The 17,308-nt window shown below is 52.2% G+C and carries 14 protein-coding genes and 1 pseudogene; 6 read left to right on the top strand and 9 right to left on the bottom strand.

What is annotated here, in order from left to right; genetic code table 11:
• On the bottom strand, positions 1–51 hold a 51-nt coding region (locus BFF42_RS28500), incomplete at its 3' end, for an IS1 family transposase (RefSeq protein ID WP_165888145.1).
• Positions 52–100: 49 nt separating this feature from the next.
• On the opposite strand from BFF42_RS28500, the gene BFF42_RS24155 reads away from it, so the two are divergent.
• Complete coding sequence (locus BFF42_RS24155; protein WP_039059495.1) at positions 101–1,228, top strand: ROK family protein; 1,128 nt, start codon at positions 101–103, stop codon at positions 1,226–1,228.
• 63 nt (positions 1,229–1,291) lie between these two features.
• Here BFF42_RS24155 and glyA read toward each other — a convergent pair whose 3' ends face one another.
• Entirely contained in the window at positions 1,292–2,545 is a 1,254-nt protein-coding gene (gene glyA / locus BFF42_RS24150; protein ID WP_000919159.1) for a serine hydroxymethyltransferase, read from the bottom strand.
• A 327-nt stretch (positions 2,546–2,872) separates the two neighbouring features.
• Here glyA and hmpA point away from each other — a divergent pair, with 327 nt between their 5' ends.
• The gene (gene hmpA / locus BFF42_RS24145; RefSeq protein WP_000883127.1) at positions 2,873–4,063 is read left to right on the top strand and encodes an NO-inducible flavohemoprotein; all 1,191 of its coding nucleotides are present in this window, start codon (positions 2,873–2,875) and stop codon (positions 4,061–4,063) included.
• Positions 4,064–4,107: 44 nt separating this feature from the next.
• On the opposite strand, the gene glnB is transcribed toward hmpA, so the two are convergent.
• The 5 genes and pseudogenes from glnB to purL all read right to left on the bottom strand — a co-directional run bounded on the left by glnB (position 4,108) and on the right by purL (position 12,580).
• Positions 4,108–4,446, bottom strand: coding sequence for a nitrogen regulatory protein P-II (glnB, locus tag BFF42_RS24140; RefSeq protein WP_000717694.1), 339 nt, complete (start codon positions 4,444–4,446; stop codon positions 4,108–4,110).
• Positions 4,447–4,506: 60 nt separating this feature from the next.
• Positions 4,507–5,841, bottom strand: coding sequence for a two-component system response regulator GlrR (glrR, locus tag BFF42_RS24135; RefSeq protein ID WP_052270399.1), 1,335 nt, complete (start codon positions 5,839–5,841; stop codon positions 4,507–4,509).
• Positions 5,831–6,544 carry a two-component system QseEF-associated lipoprotein QseG gene (qseG, locus tag BFF42_RS24130; protein WP_001215861.1) on the bottom strand — a complete coding sequence of 238 codons (714 nt, stop codon included), beginning with the start codon at positions 6,542–6,544 and terminating at the stop codon, positions 5,831–5,833. Before qseG ends, glrR begins: the two co-directional genes overlap by 11 nt.
• 164 nt (positions 6,545–6,708) lie before the next feature.
• Entirely contained in the window at positions 6,709–8,136 is a 1,428-nt protein-coding gene (gene qseE, locus BFF42_RS24125) for a two component system sensor histidine kinase QseE/GlrK (RefSeq protein WP_001298980.1), read from the bottom strand.
• Positions 8,137–8,693: 557 nt separating this feature from the next.
• Positions 8,694–12,580, bottom strand: a pseudogene (gene purL, locus BFF42_RS24120) (phosphoribosylformylglycinamidine synthase).
• Positions 12,581–12,836: 256 nt separating this feature from the next.
• On the opposite strand from purL, the gene mltF reads away from it, so the two are divergent.
• Positions 12,837–14,393, top strand: a complete 1,557-nt coding sequence (gene mltF, locus BFF42_RS24115) for a membrane-bound lytic murein transglycosylase MltF (RefSeq protein ID WP_039059496.1) — start codon at positions 12,837–12,839, stop codon at positions 14,391–14,393.
• Here the strand turns inward: mltF and tadA are convergent.
• Both tadA and yfhb read right to left on the bottom strand, forming a co-directional pair.
• Complete coding sequence (tadA, locus tag BFF42_RS24110; protein WP_001297409.1) at positions 14,390–14,893, bottom strand: tRNA adenosine(34) deaminase TadA; 504 nt, start codon at positions 14,891–14,893, stop codon at positions 14,390–14,392. The two genes, mltF and tadA, sit on opposite strands and share 4 nt — an antisense overlap.
• Before the next feature lie 57 nt (positions 14,894–14,950).
• Positions 14,951–15,586: a phosphatidylglycerophosphatase C gene (gene yfhb, locus BFF42_RS24105; RefSeq protein WP_000190655.1), complete on the bottom strand. Its 636-nt coding sequence runs from the start codon at positions 15,584–15,586 to the stop codon at positions 14,951–14,953.
• 208 nt (positions 15,587–15,794) lie between these two features.
• Between yfhb and BFF42_RS24100 the strand changes: the two genes are divergently transcribed.
• The 3 genes from BFF42_RS24100 to BFF42_RS24090 form a co-directional block, all read left to right on the top strand.
• Positions 15,795–16,643 (top strand): MurR/RpiR family transcriptional regulator, encoded by an 849-nt coding sequence (locus BFF42_RS24100; RefSeq protein WP_001013779.1) that lies wholly within the window; start codon positions 15,795–15,797, stop codon positions 16,641–16,643.
• Between the two features lie 55 nt (positions 16,644–16,698).
• Complete coding sequence (gene yfhL / locus BFF42_RS24095) at positions 16,699–16,959, top strand: 4Fe-4S dicluster ferredoxin YfhL (protein WP_001196283.1); 261 nt, start codon at positions 16,699–16,701, stop codon at positions 16,957–16,959.
• Positions 16,960–17,139: 180 nt separating this feature from the next.
• Positions 17,140–17,308 (top strand): transposase (locus tag BFF42_RS24090; protein WP_252717301.1); only part of this gene is annotated, 169 nt, incomplete at its 3' end.

The following is a 17,308-nucleotide window of genomic DNA, read 5'->3' as shown; positions in this document are numbered from 1 at the left end:
CACCCCGTCAGTAGCTGAACAGGAGGGACAGCTGATAGAAACAGAAGCCACTGGAGCACCTCAAAAACACCATCATACACTAAATCAGTAAGTTGGCAGCATCACCCAAAAGCGCGCCAATAAATCAACGCTGGCCCGGCTGGCGCAAATTTCGATTCCGGCAGTCAGTAATATTTTGCAGGAACTGGAAAGCGAAAAACGGGTGGTGAATATTGACGATGAAAGCCAGACGCGCGGGCATAGTAGCGGTACATGGCTGATTGCGCCGGAAGGTGACTGGACGCTGTGCCTGAACGTGACGCCCACCAGTATTGAGTGTCAGGTTGCTAATGCTTGTTTAAGTCCGAAAGGTGAATTTGAGTATTTACAGATTGATGCACCGACGCCGCAGGCGCTGCTGTCCGAAATCGAAAAATGCTGGCATCGCCACCGTAAATTGTGGCCGGACCGCACCATCAATCTGGCGCTGGCAATCCACGGTCAGGTTGATCCGGTGACCGGCGTGTCGCAAACCATGCCGCAAGCGCCGTGGACAACGCCGGTTGAGGTGAAGTATCTGCTGGAAGAGAAGCTGGGCATTCGGGTGATGGTCGATAATGACTGCGTGATGCTGGCGCTGGCGGAGAAATGGCAAAATAATTCGCAGGAACGGGATTTCTGCGTGATCAACGTTGATTACGGCATTGGCTCGTCGTTCGTGATTAACGAGCAAATTTATCGCGGCAGTTTGTATGGTAGCGGACAAATTGGTCACACCATCGTTAATCCGGATGGCGTCGTCTGCGACTGTGGACGTTACGGCTGCCTGGAAACCGTCGCCTCGTTAAGTGCATTAAAAAAACAGGCGCGGGTATGGCTAAAATCACAACCGGTTAATACTCAGCTTGATCCTGAAAAACTGACAACCGCGCAGTTAATCGCTGCCTGGCAGAGTGGAGAACCGTGGATCACCAGCTGGGTTGATCGCTCTGCCAATGCCATTGGTTTGAGTCTGTATAACTTCCTCAACATCCTCAATATTAATCAGATTTGGTTGTACGGTCGCAGTTGTGCCTTTGGTGAGAACTGGCTTAATACTATTATTCGCCAGACAGGATTTAACCCGTTCGACCGCGACGAAGGACCGAGCGTGAAAGCGACGCAAATTGGCTTCGGGCAATTAAGCCGCGCACAACAGGTGCTGGGAATTGGCTATTTGTATGTTGAGGCGCAGTTACGACAGATTTGATGGCGCGATAACGTAGAAAGGCTTCCCGAAGGAAGCCTTTTTTCAACAGATTAACCGTTTCGCTTATGCGTAAACCGGGTAACGTGCGCAGATGTCGAGAACTTTACCTTTGATGCGCTCGATAACGGCTTCATCATTGATGCTGTCCAGCACGTCACACATCCAGCCAGCCAGTTCTTTCGCTTCTGCTTCTTTGAAGCCGCGACGCGTAATTGCCGGAGTACCCACGCGAATACCGGAGGTCACAAACGGGCTCTTCGGATCGTTCGGTACGCTGTTTTTGTTGACGGTGATGTTAGCACGTCCCAGAGCGGCGTCTGCTTCTTTACCGGTCAGGTTTTTATCAACCAGATCAACCAGGAACAGGTGGTTATCAGTGCCGCCGGAAACCACTTTGTAGCCGCGCTCGAGGAACACTTCTACCATCGCTTTAGCGTTTTTCGCGACCTGCTGCTGGTAAGTTTTGAACTCAGGCTCCATCGCTTCTTTCAGAGCAACCGCTTTACCGGCGATTACGTGCATCAACGGACCGCCCTGACCACCAGGGAAAACGGCAGAGTTCAGTTTTTTGTACAGCTCTTCGCTACCACCTTTCGCCAGGATCAGGCCGCCGCGCGGACCCGCCAGGGTTTTGTGAGTGGTGGTAGTAACAACGTGAGCATGAGGAACCGGGTTCGGGTAGACGCCAGCAGCAACCAGGCCCGCAACGTGCGCCATATCAACGAACAGGTAAGCACCGATGCTGTCAGCGATTTCACGCATTTTCGCCCAGTCCACCACGCCGGAATATGCAGAGAAACCACCGATAATCATTTTCGGCTTGTGTTCTTTGGCTTGTTTTTCCAGATCGGCGTAGTCGATATGACCGGTAGCATCGATACCGTAAGGAACGATGTTGTACAGTTTACCGGAGAAGTTAACCGGAGAACCGTGAGTCAGGTGACCGCCATGCGCCAGGTTCATACCCAGAACGGTATCACCTGGTTCCAGCAGCGCGGTGTAGACCGCAAAGTTAGCCTGGGAGCCGGAGTGCGGCTGGACGTTAGCGTAGTCAGCGCCGAACAGTTCTTTCGCACGATCGATCGCCAGTTGTTCAACGATATCAACATACTCGCAACCGCCGTAGTAGCGTTTGCCCGGATAACCTTCAGCATATTTGTTGGTCAGCTGAGAACCCTGCGCCTGCATTACGCGCGGGCTGGTGTAGTTTTCGGAGGCGATCAGTTCGATGTGCTCTTCCTGACGTACTTTTTCCTGCTCCATAGCCTGCCACAGTTCGGCATCATAATCGGCAATGTTCATTTCACGCTTTAACATCCGCATCTCCTGACTCAGCTAACAATAAAATTTTTGGCCTTTATAGGCGGTCCTGTTGGACAACGGCGAACAGTATAACCGAATCATTGTGCGATAACAGGTCTTGACAAAGGAATTTACGCAAACGATTACCTTCAGGCTACGCAAGGCTTTGGAGAATAAAGAGCTTGCAACCGGAAACGGATTTCTTTTCAGGTTTGTGATGCAAATTTTTCACTTCATCACATTCTTTCTGAAAAACACCAAAGAACCATTTACATTGCAGGGCTATTTTTTATAAGATGCATTTGAGATACATCAATTAAGATGCAAAAAAAGGAAGACCATATGCTTGACGCTCAAACCATCGCTACAGTAAAAGCCACCATCCCTTTACTGGTGGAAACGGGGCCAAAGTTAACCGCCCATTTCTACGACCGTATGTTTACTCATAACCCAGAACTCAAAGAAATTTTTAACATGAGTAACCAGCGTAATGGCGATCAACGTGAAGCCCTGTTTAACGCTATTGCCGCCTACGCCAGTAATATTGAAAACCTGCCTGCGCTGCTGCCAGCGGTAGAAAAAATCGCGCAGAAGCACACCAGCTTCCAGATCAAACCGGAACAGTACAACATCGTCGGTGAACACCTGTTGGCAACGCTGGACGAAATGTTCAGCCCGGGGCAGGAAGTGCTGGACGCGTGGGGTAAAGCCTATGGTGTACTGGCTAATGTATTTATCAATCGCGAGGCGGAAATCTATAACGAAAACGCCAGCAAAGCCGGTGGTTGGGAAGGTACTCGCGATTTCCGCATTGTGGCTAAAACACCGCGCAGCGCGCTTATCACCAGCTTCGAACTGGAGCCGGTCGACGGTGGCGCAGTGGCAGAATACCGTCCGGGGCAATATCTCGGCGTCTGGCTGAAGCCGGAAGGTTTCCCGCATCAGGAAATTCGTCAGTACTCTTTGACTCGCAAACCGGATGGCAAAGGCTATCGTATTGCGGTGAAACGCGAAGAGGGTGGGCAGGTATCCAACTGGTTGCACAATCACGCCAATGTTGGCGATGTCGTGAAACTGGTCGCTCCGGCAGGTGATTTCTTTATGGCTGTCGCAGATGACACACCAGTGACGTTAATCTCTTCCGGTGTTGGTCAAACGCCAATGCTGGCAATGCTCGACACGCTGGCAAAAGCAGGCCACACAGCACAAGTGAACTGGTTCCATGCGGCAGAAAATGGCGATGTTCACGCCTTTGCCGATGAAGTTAAGGAACTGGGGCAGTCACTGCCGCGCTTTACCGCGCACACCTGGTATCGTCAGCCGAGCGAAGCCGATCGCGCTAAAGGTCAGTTTGATAGCGAAGGTCTGATGGATTTGAGCAAACTGGAAGGTGCGTTCAGCGATCCGACAATGCAGTTCTATCTCTGCGGCCCGGTTGGCTTCATGCAGTTTACCGCGAAACAGTTAGTGGATCTGGGCGTGAAGCAGGAAAACATTCATTACGAATGCTTTGGCCCGCATAAGGTGCTGTAATTTGATGTTGCCGGATGGAAACATCCGGCAACCCTTGACGCGGTTTAAATTGCCGCGTCGTCCTCTTCACCGGTACGGATGCGAATGACCCGTGCCACGTCAAAGACGAAGATTTTACCGTCACCGATTTTGCCGGTTTGCGCCGTGCGAATAATGGTATCGACACAGGTATCGACAATGTCGTCCGGTACGACAATCTCAATTTTCACTTTCGGCAGAAAATCCACCATATACTCCGCGCCGCGGTACAGCTCGGTATGGCCTTTCTGGCGACCAAAGCCTTTCACTTCGGTCACCGTCATGCCGGTAATACCGACTTCGGCCAGTGCTTCGCGGACATCGTCCAGCTTGAAGGGTTTTATAATCGCATCAATCTTTTTCATGCTATTCCTTGAAAAGGTCGCCTGTCTTTTGATCTGCTAAACGTAACACATAACGCCAATTCATTCCTTGAAATCGTTTGCATCCAGCTCGTGTCGGGAAAGCAGTTTATAAAATTCTGTCCGGTTGCGCCCCGCCATTCTCGCCGCGTGGGTGACGTTGCCTTTGGTAATTTGCAGCAGCTTACGCAAATAGTTGAGTTCAAACTGATTACGTGCCTCAACAAAGGTTGGCAGCGCCGTGTTTTCACCCTCCAGCGCCTGCTCTACTAATGCATCGCTAATAACCGGAGATGAGGTCAGCGCCACGCACTGTTCAATCACGTTGACCAACTGGCGCACATTACCCGGCCAGCTAGCGGTCATCAGGCGTTTCATCGCATCAGTGGAGAACGCGCGGACAAACGGTTTATGTCGCTCTGCCGCCTGGCGCAACAGGTGATTTGCCAGAAGCGGAATGTCTTCTGTGCGCTCTGCCAGAGCCGGAATTTTCAGGCTGACAACGTTGAGGCGGTAATAGAGATCTTCGCGGAATTCCCCGCGCGCCATCGCTTTTGGCAGATCATGGTGAGTGGCAGAAATAATCCGCACATTGATATCAATATCGCGGTTACTGCCCAGCGGGCGCACTTTACGCTCCTGCAACACGCGCAGCAGTTTGACCTGTAACGGCGCAGGCATATCGCCAATTTCATCGAGAAATAGCGTTCCGCCTTCCGCCGCCTGGAATAAACCTTCGCGATTGCTGACAGCGCCAGTAAACGCGCCACGCGCATGACCAAACAGCTCCGACTCCAGCAATTGCTCGGGCAATGCGCCACAGTTAATAGCAATAAATGGTTTGCTGTTGCGCGGGCTGGCGTTGTGGATAGCCTGGGCGAAAATCTCTTTCCCGGTGCCGCTCTGACCGTTAATCAAAACGCTGACGTCTGATTGCGCCACCAGCCGCGCCTGTTCCAGCAAACGCAGCATCAGCGGGCTGCGGGTGACAATTGCCTCGCGCCAGCGTTCATCGGTGGCTGGCGCGGATTGCTCCAGCGCATCGTCAATTGCCTGATATAGCGCGTCTTTGTCGACAGGCTTGGTGAGGAAACTAAAAACGCCCTGCTGTGTTGCAGCAACGGCATCGGGGATAGAACCATGCGCAGTAAGAATAATTACTGGCATTCCCGGCTGCACTTTCTGGATTTCAGCAAATAGCTGCATACCGTCCATTTCATCCATCCGCAGGTCGCTGATAACTAAATCTACTTTTTCGCGATTCAGTACCCGTAATCCTTCAGCGCCACTTTCCGCCGTGACCACACTGTAGCCTTCGCTGGTCAGGCGCAGGCCAAGCAGTTTCAGCAATCCCGGATCGTCATCGACCAATAATAAATGCGCAGGTTTATGGCTCATCAGGAGTGACCTCATGGGTGGATGGCGCGGGCTTTTCACTCTCGTGCGGCGTATCCGGCGAGAAATTTCCAGCCGGTTTGCGGGTCGAGAGCTGGCGTTCAATATCAGTCAGGTTTTCCAGCTTGCGGGTGGTGAGTTCCAGTTGCTGCTGTAGAACGTGATGTTGCTGGCGCAATGTATCCAGCTCGCTGTCGCTGGACTGCTGGAGTTTACTGTAACGTTGGCGCTCTTCCGCCAGTTGCAGTTGCAGCGCCTGACCGTCGCGCCAGAGTTGATACAGTGGGCGAACCTGTGCCGGGATCTCGGTACTTAACGCTTCAATACGCGCGACCAGCTGGCGGCGCTCATACGGCGTAATTTTGGCGTCGGCGAGCAAAATCCCTTGTTTAAAGGTATTTTGCCAGCTGCCGTCGTCATATTGGCGAGCTTGCTGACGCGACTGCGCAGGCATTAAACGATCAGCACAATCCATCGCCCGCAGCCAGTAAAGCGGATTGGTTTCGGTTGATTTACCTTGCAGCGCCCAGATGTCGCTACATTCAGTAGAAAGATAGTCAGCCAGTTGATAAACCGGAATTTTTTCTTCTGCTGGCGTATCAATGGCTGGCTTATTGTGATTCTGCACGCAACCCAGCAATGCCAGACATGGCAGCCCTGCCAGCCACAGCCGTCGGGGCAATAATCGTTGAAAAATGTGTCGCATATTCACCAGACTTAAAGCCTATCCCAGTGGGCGTAATTGTTGCAGACAGTCTGGACATGGACAGCGCGGAGAAACCGGAGCGTACATATCGTACGTGAAGATTTCGAGCACTGCCCGGGGCCGAACTGACAAATAAAATAGCCTGATAGGATAGGCTGTTAGCATTATTTCGTGTTTTTCGACGACGGTAATTCAATGCGGAAACAAACGTCTTGCCCGCTCTCGTCGACCAGATACAGTTCCCCTTGCATACGGCGAATACAATCCCTGGCAATGCTTAATCCCAGACCGCTGCCCTTCACCGCCCCTTTTCGCTGGTGGCTTCCCTGAAAAAAGGGTTCGAAGATCATGGCGCGTTCCTCTTGCGGAATGGGCGTGCCTGTATTGATGACATCAATATAAACCCGCGCACCATGTGAACTGCTGCGAAGGCAAATGTTACCGGATTCAGCCCCGTAGTGCACCGCATTGGAGTAAAGATTATCCAGTACGCTCATCAGCAGCATTGGCTCCGCCAGGCAAGCTGTTGCTTTGAGATCGACGTCGGTATGCATCATTTTAGCCCGTGCGGGCAGGCTATGAGCAGAAACCACTGTCTCCACCAGCGGTGCTAATTCAACATTCTCCAGTTCCACCGCACTGTCCGCCTGTTTACGGTTGTAATCAAGCAGTTGTTCGATCAGTTTTTGCAAATTGCGGCTGCTGCTATCAAGAATGCTCACCACCTCTTTTTGCTCTGGCGTAAGCGGCCCGACAACCTGGTCAGCCAGTAATTCAGTGCCCTCGCGCATACTCGCCAGTGGCGTTTTTAATTCATGAGATAAATGTCTTAAAAATTGATGGCGTTGGGATTCCAGCCATGACAGGCGCTCACTTAACCAAAGAATACGTTGCCCAACCGAGCGTAACTCGCTCGGTCCACTGAACGAAACGCTATTGCCCAGAGAACGCCCTTCCCCCAGACGGTTGATCATGCGCTCGATATTTTTCACCGGCCCGATAATCATCCGCGTGAAAAGTAGCACCATCACCAGACTCACCAGAAATAGCACCAGCGATTGCCAACCAAAATATTGCCCACGTTCGGCGATTTCACGCTGAAGTTGCTGCCCACGAGAGAACACCACTGTGCGCGTGGCCTGCACCATTTCGGTATTGGCACTGGCAAAGGCTTCAAGACGCGCGGCGGCGGCAGCATCGGGACCACTGTTGTTACACTGAAGTTGGGCCAGATTGTTCAAATCCTGACGCAATGCCTGGTAAAGTTTATCGTCTGGCAGTACGCCTGCGTGGGCATCGAGCATTTCGCTGTAACGCTTGCGCTGGCTTTGATAAACCTTCGCAAGCGTAGGGTCGTCCAGCACGCAATACTGACGGTAGCTACGCTCCATCTCCAGCGCCGCGTTGGTCATCGCTTCACTACGCCGGGCATCAATAAGCGTAGTGCGGTTAACCAGCGCCGCCTGATCGCTAAGCGCATTCAGGCTTTGCCAGGCTTGCCATGCCAGCACCAACAGGGGTAGTAGAATTAGCAAAAATGCCAGCATTACCAGTTGTCGTAATGAGCGGGGAAAAACGGGCCAGCGTTTCAAGGTGTTACTCTCGTCAGACGCGAATAGCCTGATGCTAACCGAGGGGAAGTTCAGATACAACAAAGCCGGGAATTACCCGGCTTTGTTATGGAATAAGGCGGTGCCTAACTCGACGTTTCGCCCGATGGTTGATATAGCTACGCTGATATCAGAAGTTGGACGGCAGGCACCTTGTTGTGCGTCATTCGAATTTTATGTAGCACGTCCCGAAGGGGCTGACATAAGTCGGTGAATGAGCCACTGCTTACTATTATGCAGTAACTGTGCCAATAAAGAAAATAGTTTGGTAACGTACTGATTATACGTTGCTTTGAGGGATTTATGGCTTCTTCGCTATTTGAATGTAAATCAGCCACTGTGTCGCTAAAAAGAGACAACTTAAGATAAACTTATTAGATTGCAATAAAATCAATCACTTAAGTGTCGCCAGAAGGCGACACGGTAAACCACCCATTGTCGTGATTTACAGACACAAAAAAGCTCCCGGAGTTGGGAGCTTATGATAGTGGTTGGTGCTTAATGCCGCATCCGGGCTGCAAAACCAATGAACTGATGAATTACCCCAACTGCTTACGCGCATTGCGGAAAATGCGCATCCATGGGCCATCCTCGCCCCAGTTTTCCGGATGCCAGGAGTTGCTGACAGTACGGAAAACACGTTCCGGGTGCGGCATCATAATGGTGACTCGACCACTTTCAGTCGTGACTGCCGTAATACCGTTCGGTGAACCGTTCGGGTTAGCCGGGTAGGTTTCAGTGACTTTGCCGAAGTTATCGACATAGCGCAGTGCCACCAGCCCTTTGCTTTCCAGTGCCGCCAGATGCGCCGCATCACGCACTTCCACGCGCCCTTCACCATGAGAGACAGCAATCGGCATTTGCGAGCCCACCATCCCCTGCAACAGCAGAGACGGGCTTTGGGTTACTTCGACCAGGCTGAAACGCGCTTCAAAGCGATCGGAGGTATTGCGCACAAAACGTGGCCACAACTCACTACCTGGGATCAGTTCGCGCAGGTTAGACATCATCTGGCAACCGTTACATACCCCCAGCGCCAGCGTTTGCGGACGGTGGAAGAAGGTTGCAAACTCATCGCGTACACGGTCATTGAACAGGATTGACTTCGCCCAACCTTCACCGGCACCCAGCACATCACCGTAGGAGAAACCACCGCACGCGACCAGGGCGTGGAAATCTTCCAGGCCCGTGCGTCCGGTCAGCAGGTCACTCATATGCACGTCGATAGCATCAAAGCCTGCACGGTGGAAAGCTGCCGCCATTTCAACATGCGAGTTCACGCCCTGCTCACGCAGTACGGCAACTTTCGGACGTGCGCCAGTGGCAATATACGGTGCTGCCACATCTTCGTTGATATCGAACGACAGTTTTACATTCAGGCCCGGATCGGCGTCGTTAGATTTCGCCTGATGCTCCTGATCGGCACACTCCGGGTTGTCACGCAGGCGCTGCATCTGCCAGGTAGTTTCTGCCCACCAGACACGCAACGTGGTGCGGCTTTCGCTGAATACAGTCTGCCCGTTGGCGGTAATCACAAAACGGTCACCGGAAACCGCCTGCCCTACATAATGGACACAATCAGCAAGCCCATGCTGTGCCAGTACGGACTCGACCGCTTCACGGTCAGCGGCACGAACCTGAATCACCGCACCCAGTTCTTCGTTAAACAACGCCGCCAGGCGATCGTCGCCCAGAGAGGCAATATCCGCGTTAATGCCGCAATGACCAGCAAAGGCCATTTCCGCCAGCGTTACCAGCAGGCCGCCATCAGAGCGGTCGTGGTATGCGAGCAGCTTACGCTGTGCAACCAGCGCCTGAATCGCGTCATAGAAGCCTTTCAGTTGCGCGACGTCGCGTACATCTGCCGGTTTGTCGCCAAGCTGACGATAAACCTGCGCCAGCGCCGTTGCGCCCAGCGCGTTATTGCCTTTGCCCAAATCAATCAGCAATAGTGCGTTATCTTCGGTAGAAAGCTGTGGCGTGATGGTGTGACGCACATCTTCCACGCGGGCAAATGCAGAAATCACCAGCGACAGCGGCGACGTCATTTCGCGCTCTTCGTTACCTTCCTGCCAGCGGGTTTTCATCGACATAGAGTCTTTACCCACCGGGATCGTCAGGCCCAGCGCCGGACAAAGCTCTTCGCCCACGGCTTTAACGGCTTCATACAGGCCCGCATCTTCACCAGGGTGGCCTGCCGCCGCCATCCAGTTGGCGGAAAGTTTAATGCGTTTGATATCGCCAATCTGTGTTGCGGCAATATTGGTTAACGCTTCACCGACCGCCAGACGGGCAGAGGCGGCGAAATCCAGCAGCGCAACCGGCGCACGCTCGCCAATCGCCATCGCTTCACCGTAGTAGCTGTCGAGGCTGGCGGTAGTGACCGCGCAGTTAGCGACCGGCACCTGCCACGGACCCACCATCTGATCGCGCGCTACCATGCCAGTTACGCTGCGGTCACCGATGGTCACCAGGAAAGTTTTCTCCGCCACGGTCGGCAGATGCAGTATGCGTTTCACCGCGTCTGCAATGGTGATCCCTTCACGGACCAGCGCATCGCCCTTCGCTTTCAGCGTTTGTACATCGCGGGTCATCTTCGGCGTTTTACCAAGTAGGACGTCCAGCGGCAGATCGATCGGCTGATTATCAAAATGACGATCGTGTAGAGAAAGATGCAGTTCTTCGGTCGCTTCACCAATCACCGCGTAGGGTGCGCGCTCACGCTTACACAGTTCGTCAAACAGCGGTAATTGATCGGCAGCAACCGCCAGCACGTAGCGTTCCTGGGATTCGTTACACCAGATTTCCAGCGGGCTCATGCCTGGCTCGTCGCTCAGAATGTCGCGCAGTTCAAATTTACCGCCACGCCCGCCGTCGCTCACCAGTTCCGGCATAGCGTTAGAAAGACCGCCTGCGCCAACGTCGTGGATAAACAGTATTGGGTTGGCATCACCAAGCTGCCAGCAACGGTCAATCACTTCCTGGCAGCGACGCTCCATCTCCGGGTTGTCGCGCTGTACGGAAGCAAAGTCGAGGTCGGCATCAGACTGACCAGACGCCATGGAAGACGCCGCGCCGCCGCCAAGACCGATGTTCATTGCCGGGCCGCCGAGAACGACCAGCTTCGCGCCAACGTTGATCTCGCCTTTTTGTACGTGATCGGCGCGAATGTTGCCGATCCCGCCCGCCAGCATGATCGGTTTGTGATAACCGCGCAGCTCTTCGCCGTTGTGGCTGTTCACTTTTTCTTCATAAGTACGGAAGTAGCCGTTCAGTGCCGGACGACCAAATTCGTTGTTAAACGCCGCACCGCCCAGCGGGCCTTCGGTCATGATGTCCAGCGCGGTGACAATGCGCTCAGGCTTACCGAAATCTTCTTCCCACGGCTGTTCGAAGCCAAGAATTCGCAGGTTGGAAACGGAGAAACCAACCAAACCCGCTTTCGCTTCGCGCCGCGCCCGGTGGCACCTTCATCGCGGATTTCACCGCCGGAACCGGTCGCCGCGCCCGGCCACGGAGAAATCGCCGTCGGGTGGTTGTGAGTTTCGACTTTCATCAGAATATGCGCCGGTTCCTGATGGAAATCATAGCGGCCCGTTTCGTGGTCAGCAAAGTAGCGGCCCACTTCAGAACCTTCCATTACGGCGGCGTTATCTTTATAAGCAGAGAGAACGTGATCTGGCGTGGTTTCGAAAGTATTTTTGATCATCCTGAACAGCGATTTCGGCTGTTGTTCACCGTCGATAATCCAGTCGGCGTTAAAAATTTTGTGGCGGCAGTGCTCAGAGTTCGCCTGAGCGAACATATACAGCTCGATGTCGTTCGGGTTACGACCAAGCTTTGTGAAAGCATCCTGCAGATAGTCAATTTCATCTTCCGCCAGAGCCAGGCCAAGACGCAGGTTAGCGTCGATCAGCGCCTGACGGCCCTGCCCCAGCAAATCAACGCTTGTGACCGGAGTCGGTTGATGGTGGGCAAACAACTGCTCTGCATCATCTAAATCAAAAAAGACAGTTTCCATCATGCGGTCGTGCAGTTCAGCGGTAACCTGCTGCCATTGTTCATTGGTCAGCGTACCGGCTTCTATATAGTAAGCAACGCCGCGCTCAAGGCGGTTTACCTGTTGTAGCCCGCAGTTATGGGCAATATCGGTCGCTTTCGAAGACCAGGGAGAGATGGTGCCAGGACGCGGGGTCACCAGCAGGAGTTTGCCTTGCGGGGCGTGGCTGGCGAGTGCCGGACCATATTTCAGCAGGCGTTCAAGTTGTGCGTGCTCATCATCGTTTAACGGCGCATTGAGGTCAGCAAAATGGACATACTCGGCGTAAATATTGTGAACCGGGAGCCTGGCAGCCTGAAAACGTGCCAGCAGTTTGTTGATTCGGAATGCCGACAGTGCAGGCGAACCACGCAGAATTTCCATCATAAGTCTCTCGTCTTCTAAGCTTTCGGTGTACCCAAGGGGGGAAACGGGCGTCATTATAAAGAATCTGATGCGCTGACGAAACCGTTTGCGTGGAAATAAAATCACCATCGTGAATTAGCAACGCGTGCCGCCAATGGCTGTAATAAGTTGCCATCTGGCGCAGGTTTACGCAAAATGCCGCTCATTTATGAGTAAACCTTTCACTATTATTACGTTTTTTCAAGCTGGGACGCGCACGACACAGAGAATTAACTAATTGAAAAAATTAAAGATTAATTATCTGTTCATCGGCATTCTGGCACTGCTGCTCGCGGTCGCTCTCTGGCCATCCATTCCCTGGTTTGGTAAAGCCGACAACCGTATCGCCGCCATTCAAGCGCGGGGAGAGTTGCGTGTGAGCACCATTCATACTCCCCTGACTTATAACGAAATCAACGGGAAACCTTTTGGCCTGGATTACGAACTGGCGAAACAGTTTGCCGATTACCTCGGCGTAAAACTGAAAGTGACCGTGCGGCAGAATATCAGCCAGCTGTTTGACGACCTTGATAATGGTAACGCCGACCTGCTGGCGGCAGGACTGGTCTATAACAGTGAGCGGGTAAAAAATTATCAGCCTGGCCCTACCTATTATTCCGTGTCACAACAACTGGTTTATAAAGTGGGTCAGTATCGCCCACGTACGCTGTGCAACCTGACGGCGGAGCAACTCACCGTTGCACCGGGTCATGTGGTGGTTAACGATCTCCAGACCCTGAAAGAAACAAAATTCCCGGAATTAAGCTGGAAGGTAGACGACAAAAAAGGCTCTGCGGAATTAATGGAAGATGTCATCGAAGGAAAACTCGATTACACCATTGCTGATTCTGTCGCCATCAGCCTGTTTCAGCGCGTTCACCCGGAGCTCGCCGTAGCGCTCGATATCACCGATGAACAACCGGTGACTTGGTTTAGCCCGTTAGATGGCGATAATACCCTTTCCGCCGCCCTGCTCGACTTCTTCAACGAAATGAATGAAGACGGTACGCTGGCACGCATTGAAGAGAAATACCTGGGGCATGGCGATGATTTTGATTACGTCGATACGCGCACATTTTTACGCGCCGTCGATGCGGTACTGCCGCAGTTAAAGCCCCTGTTTGAGAAATACGCCGAAGAAATTGACTGGCGTTTGCTGGCCGCTATTGCTTATCAGGAATCGCACTGGGATGCACAGGCCACTTCACCGACGGGTGTGCGCGGCATGATGATGTTAACCAAAAATACCGCGCAAAGCCTCGGCATTACGGATCGTACCGATGCCGAACAGAGCATCAGCGGTGGCGTGCGTTATTTGCAGGATATGATGAGTAAAGTGCCGGAAAGTGTGCCGGAGAACGAGCGGATCTGGTTTGCCCTCGCTGCGTACAATATGGGCTATGCGCATATGCTGGATGCCCGCGCCCTGACGGCAAAAACCAAAGGGAATCCTGACAGTTGGGCTGACGTAAAACAGCGTCTGCCTTTACTTAGCCAGAAACCCTATTACAGCAAGCTGACTTACGGCTACGCTCGTGGACATGAAGCCTACGCTTATGTCGAAAATATTCGTAAGTATCAAATTAGCCTGGTGGGTTATCTGCAAGAGAAAGAGAAGCAGGCTACAGAAGCGGCGATGCAACTGGCGCAGGATTATCCGGCGGTATCGGCTACGGAGTTGGGCAAAGAGAAATTTCCTTTTCTCTCGTTTCTTTCCCAGTCGTCATCAAACTATTTGACCCATTCTCCCTCTCTGCTGTTTTCCAGGAAAGGGAGTGAAGAGAAACAAAATTAATCCGTCGAGGATTGCGCTTTTTTCTGCGCTTTAATTTCCTGGCGGCGCATGCGAAAGAAGTCACTGAGCAACGCCGCGCACTCATCCGCCAGTATTCCTTCCGTAATTTCCACTCGGTGATTCATACCCGGATGATGCAGCACATCCATTAAAGATCCCGCAGCGCCAGTTTTCGCGTCACGCGCACCAAAGACCACGCGACCAATGCGACTGTGGATCATCGCTCCGGCACACATTACACATGGTTCAAGCGTGACATACAACGTGGCGTCGATCAGACGATAATTTTGCATCACCAGACCACCCTGCCGCAGGGCCATGATTTCTGCATGTGCGGTGGGATCATGGCGACCAATCGGGCGGTTCCAGCCTTCGCCGATTACCCGATTGTTATGCACTAATACCGCGCCGACCGGCACTTCCCGCTCATCCCAGGCACGTTTCGCCAGCGTCAGCGCGTGACGCATCCAGTATTCGTGGCTAAATTCGACTTCAGACAAAAAGAAAACTCCGGTTATAAAAGCGCGGCGCATTATACACGGACGCTATGCTTTACTCTATTCCAGTTGCTGGAGTTCACCGCGCGGGGTTACTCGCCAACGATGCTGACAGAAATAAAGCAGCGGATTGTCCTGATTACTGTCGCTATAGCCACTGTACAGCCGCAGCGGAGTGCCGATTTTGCGCTCCAGTTGTGCGACCTTTTCATGTCCCAGACAACGCATCGTCAATACCCAACCACCATAGCCACGCTGAATTTGGCTGGCGATAAGATTAACCCGCGGCAGCCAGGGCGTATCGAAATAAACCGCTTCAACCAGCGGCTGCGGAGAGCCGGTAATCAACCAGATATCAGCATCGGAACTTAACAGGTAGGTGGTTAATCGCTCCTGAACCAGCGGAAAGGCGGTAACATTGTCGCGAAACCAGCGCACGAAATCGGCCTGCAACGTCTGTAAACGTGCTTCGCTGTGACCAAAAGTGCACCCCCACAGAAGCAGACTCATCGGCCAGCGTGCCGCACGACCTTTTATCAATAACGCAATGGCTATAATCGGTAACAACGGCAGGACAAGTAACGCATTCAGCGGTTGGCGACGTAGTAAATAGCGCAGAAAACTGCCGAACATATCCTGCTGATGCAATGTTCCATCTAAGTCAAAAAACACCACACGACGCTCGTGAGTTGCCAAACCATACTCCTCTGGACTGAAACATCCTGATTAATTTTCGCTACTACATAGCCTAACAGATAGATCATCACTTTTCCGGCAACAATCGACCGCATCATGGCTAACTGGAATTTTTAATTCATGGCAATTAGCGGCAATGGAATATAAAATTCACTCGCGTGTGTCTCATATTGCCTGTTGTCGCCACTATTTCATCGCGAGGAAAGATATGAACGGCTTACTTCGTATCCGTCAGCGTTACCAGGGGCTTGCCCAGAGTGATAAAAAACTGGCGGATTATCTGCTGCTACAACCTGATACGGCGCGCCATTTAAGCTCTCAGCAACTGGCCAACGAAGCCGGAGTCAGTCAGTCCAGCGTCGTGAAGTTCGCGCAAAAACTCGGCTATAAAGGTTTTCCGGCGCTTAAGTTGGCGTTGAGTGAAGCGCTGGCAAGCCAGCCGGAATCGCCCTCCGTGCCCATTCATAACCAAATCCGCGGTGATGATCCGTTACGGCTGGTCGGCGAAAAACTGATTAAAGAAAATACTGCCGCTATGTACGCAACGCTAAACGTTAATAGTGAAGAGAAACTGCATGAATGCGTAACAATGTTGCGCTCTGCGCGGCGGATAATTCTGACCGGTATTGGCGCTTCGGGTCTGGTGGCGCAAAACTTTGCCTGGAAGCTGATGAAGATTGGCTTCAATGCTGCCGCAGTGCGCGATATGCATGCGCTACTCGCAACAGTACAGGCGTCGTCCCCTGACGATCTGTTATTAGCCATTTCCTACACCGGTGTACGACGCGAGTTAAACCTGGCGGCAGATGAGATGCTGCGAGTGGGCGGAAAAGTGCTGGCGATTACCGGCTTTACTCCGAATGCCCTGCAACAGCGTGCTTCTCATTGCCTGTATACCATTGCCGAAGAACAAGCGACAAACAGTGCTTCAATCTCTGCTTGTCACGCTCAGGGAATGTTAACGGATTTGCTGTTCATTGCGCTGATTCAGCAGGATCTGGAACTGGCACCAGAACGTATTCGTCATAGTGAAGCGCTGGTGAAAAAACTGGTCTGAGTAAAGAATGCGCGTATAATGCCCGCCCGGTTTGTGTTGTTTTGAGAGTTTCCTTATGGCGTTGTTAATCACTAAAAAATGCATCAATTGTGATATGTGTGAACCCGAATGCCCGAATGAGGCGATTTCAATGGGAGATCATATCTACGAGATTAACAGCGATAAGTGTACCGAATGCGTAGGGCACTACGAGACACCAACCTGCCAGAAGGTGTGCCCGATCCCCAATACTATTGTGAAAGATCCGGCGCATGTCGAGACAGAAGAACAGTTGTGGGATAAATTTGTGCTGATGCACCACGCGGATAAAATTTAATATTCTACTCTGGAAGTAGAGTATTAATTATATTACTGGGAAGCCTTAACGCCATTATATTTATTTAATTGATGACATTAGCATAATCGTAAGCGTACAGCCTGAACCGTCTGGTCAGAATCTGACGAATTAGACAAAGTGGTGTCCACCAAATAAGTAGTGGGAACCAAAGTGTCAGATATGCAGAAAAATGTGAATCCCGGCAGGCGAAAAGGCTGCCCTAATTATCCTCCCGAATTTAAACAGCAGCTCGTTGCTGCCTCCTGTGAACCCGGGATATCCATCTCAAAACTTGCTCTTGAAAATGGCATTAATGCCAATCTGTTGTTCAAATGGCGACAACAATGGC

Origin of the sequence: Shigella sp. FC1661, assembly GCF_001712525.1 — a bacterium.
In the GTDB taxonomy this organism is placed as follows: domain Bacteria; phylum Pseudomonadota; class Gammaproteobacteria; order Enterobacterales; family Enterobacteriaceae; genus Escherichia; species Escherichia coli.
This window is presented reverse-complemented; position numbering and strand designations above follow the sequence as displayed.

Excerpts from the sequence above, each read along its gene's own strand:
- glyA (WP_000919159.1), bottom strand. The coding sequence starts at position 2,545 with ATGTTAAAGCGTGAAATGAACATTGCCGATTATGATGCCGAACTGTGG.
- hmpA (WP_000883127.1), top strand. The coding sequence starts at position 2,873 with ATGCTTGACGCTCAAACCATCGCTACAGTAAAAGCCACCATCCCTTTA.
- glnB (WP_000717694.1), bottom strand. The coding sequence starts at position 4,446 with ATGAAAAAGATTGATGCGATTATAAAACCCTTCAAGCTGGACGATGTC.
- glrR (WP_052270399.1), bottom strand. The coding sequence starts at position 5,841 with ATGAGCCATAAACCTGCGCATTTATTATTGGTCGATGACGATCCGGGA.
- qseG (WP_001215861.1), bottom strand. The coding sequence starts at position 6,544 with ATGCGACACATTTTTCAACGATTATTGCCCCGACGGCTGTGGCTGGCA.
- BFF42_RS24100 (WP_001013779.1), top strand. The coding sequence starts at position 15,795 with ATGAACGGCTTACTTCGTATCCGTCAGCGTTACCAGGGGCTTGCCCAG.
- yfhL (WP_001196283.1), top strand. The coding sequence starts at position 16,699 with ATGGCGTTGTTAATCACTAAAAAATGCATCAATTGTGATATGTGTGAA.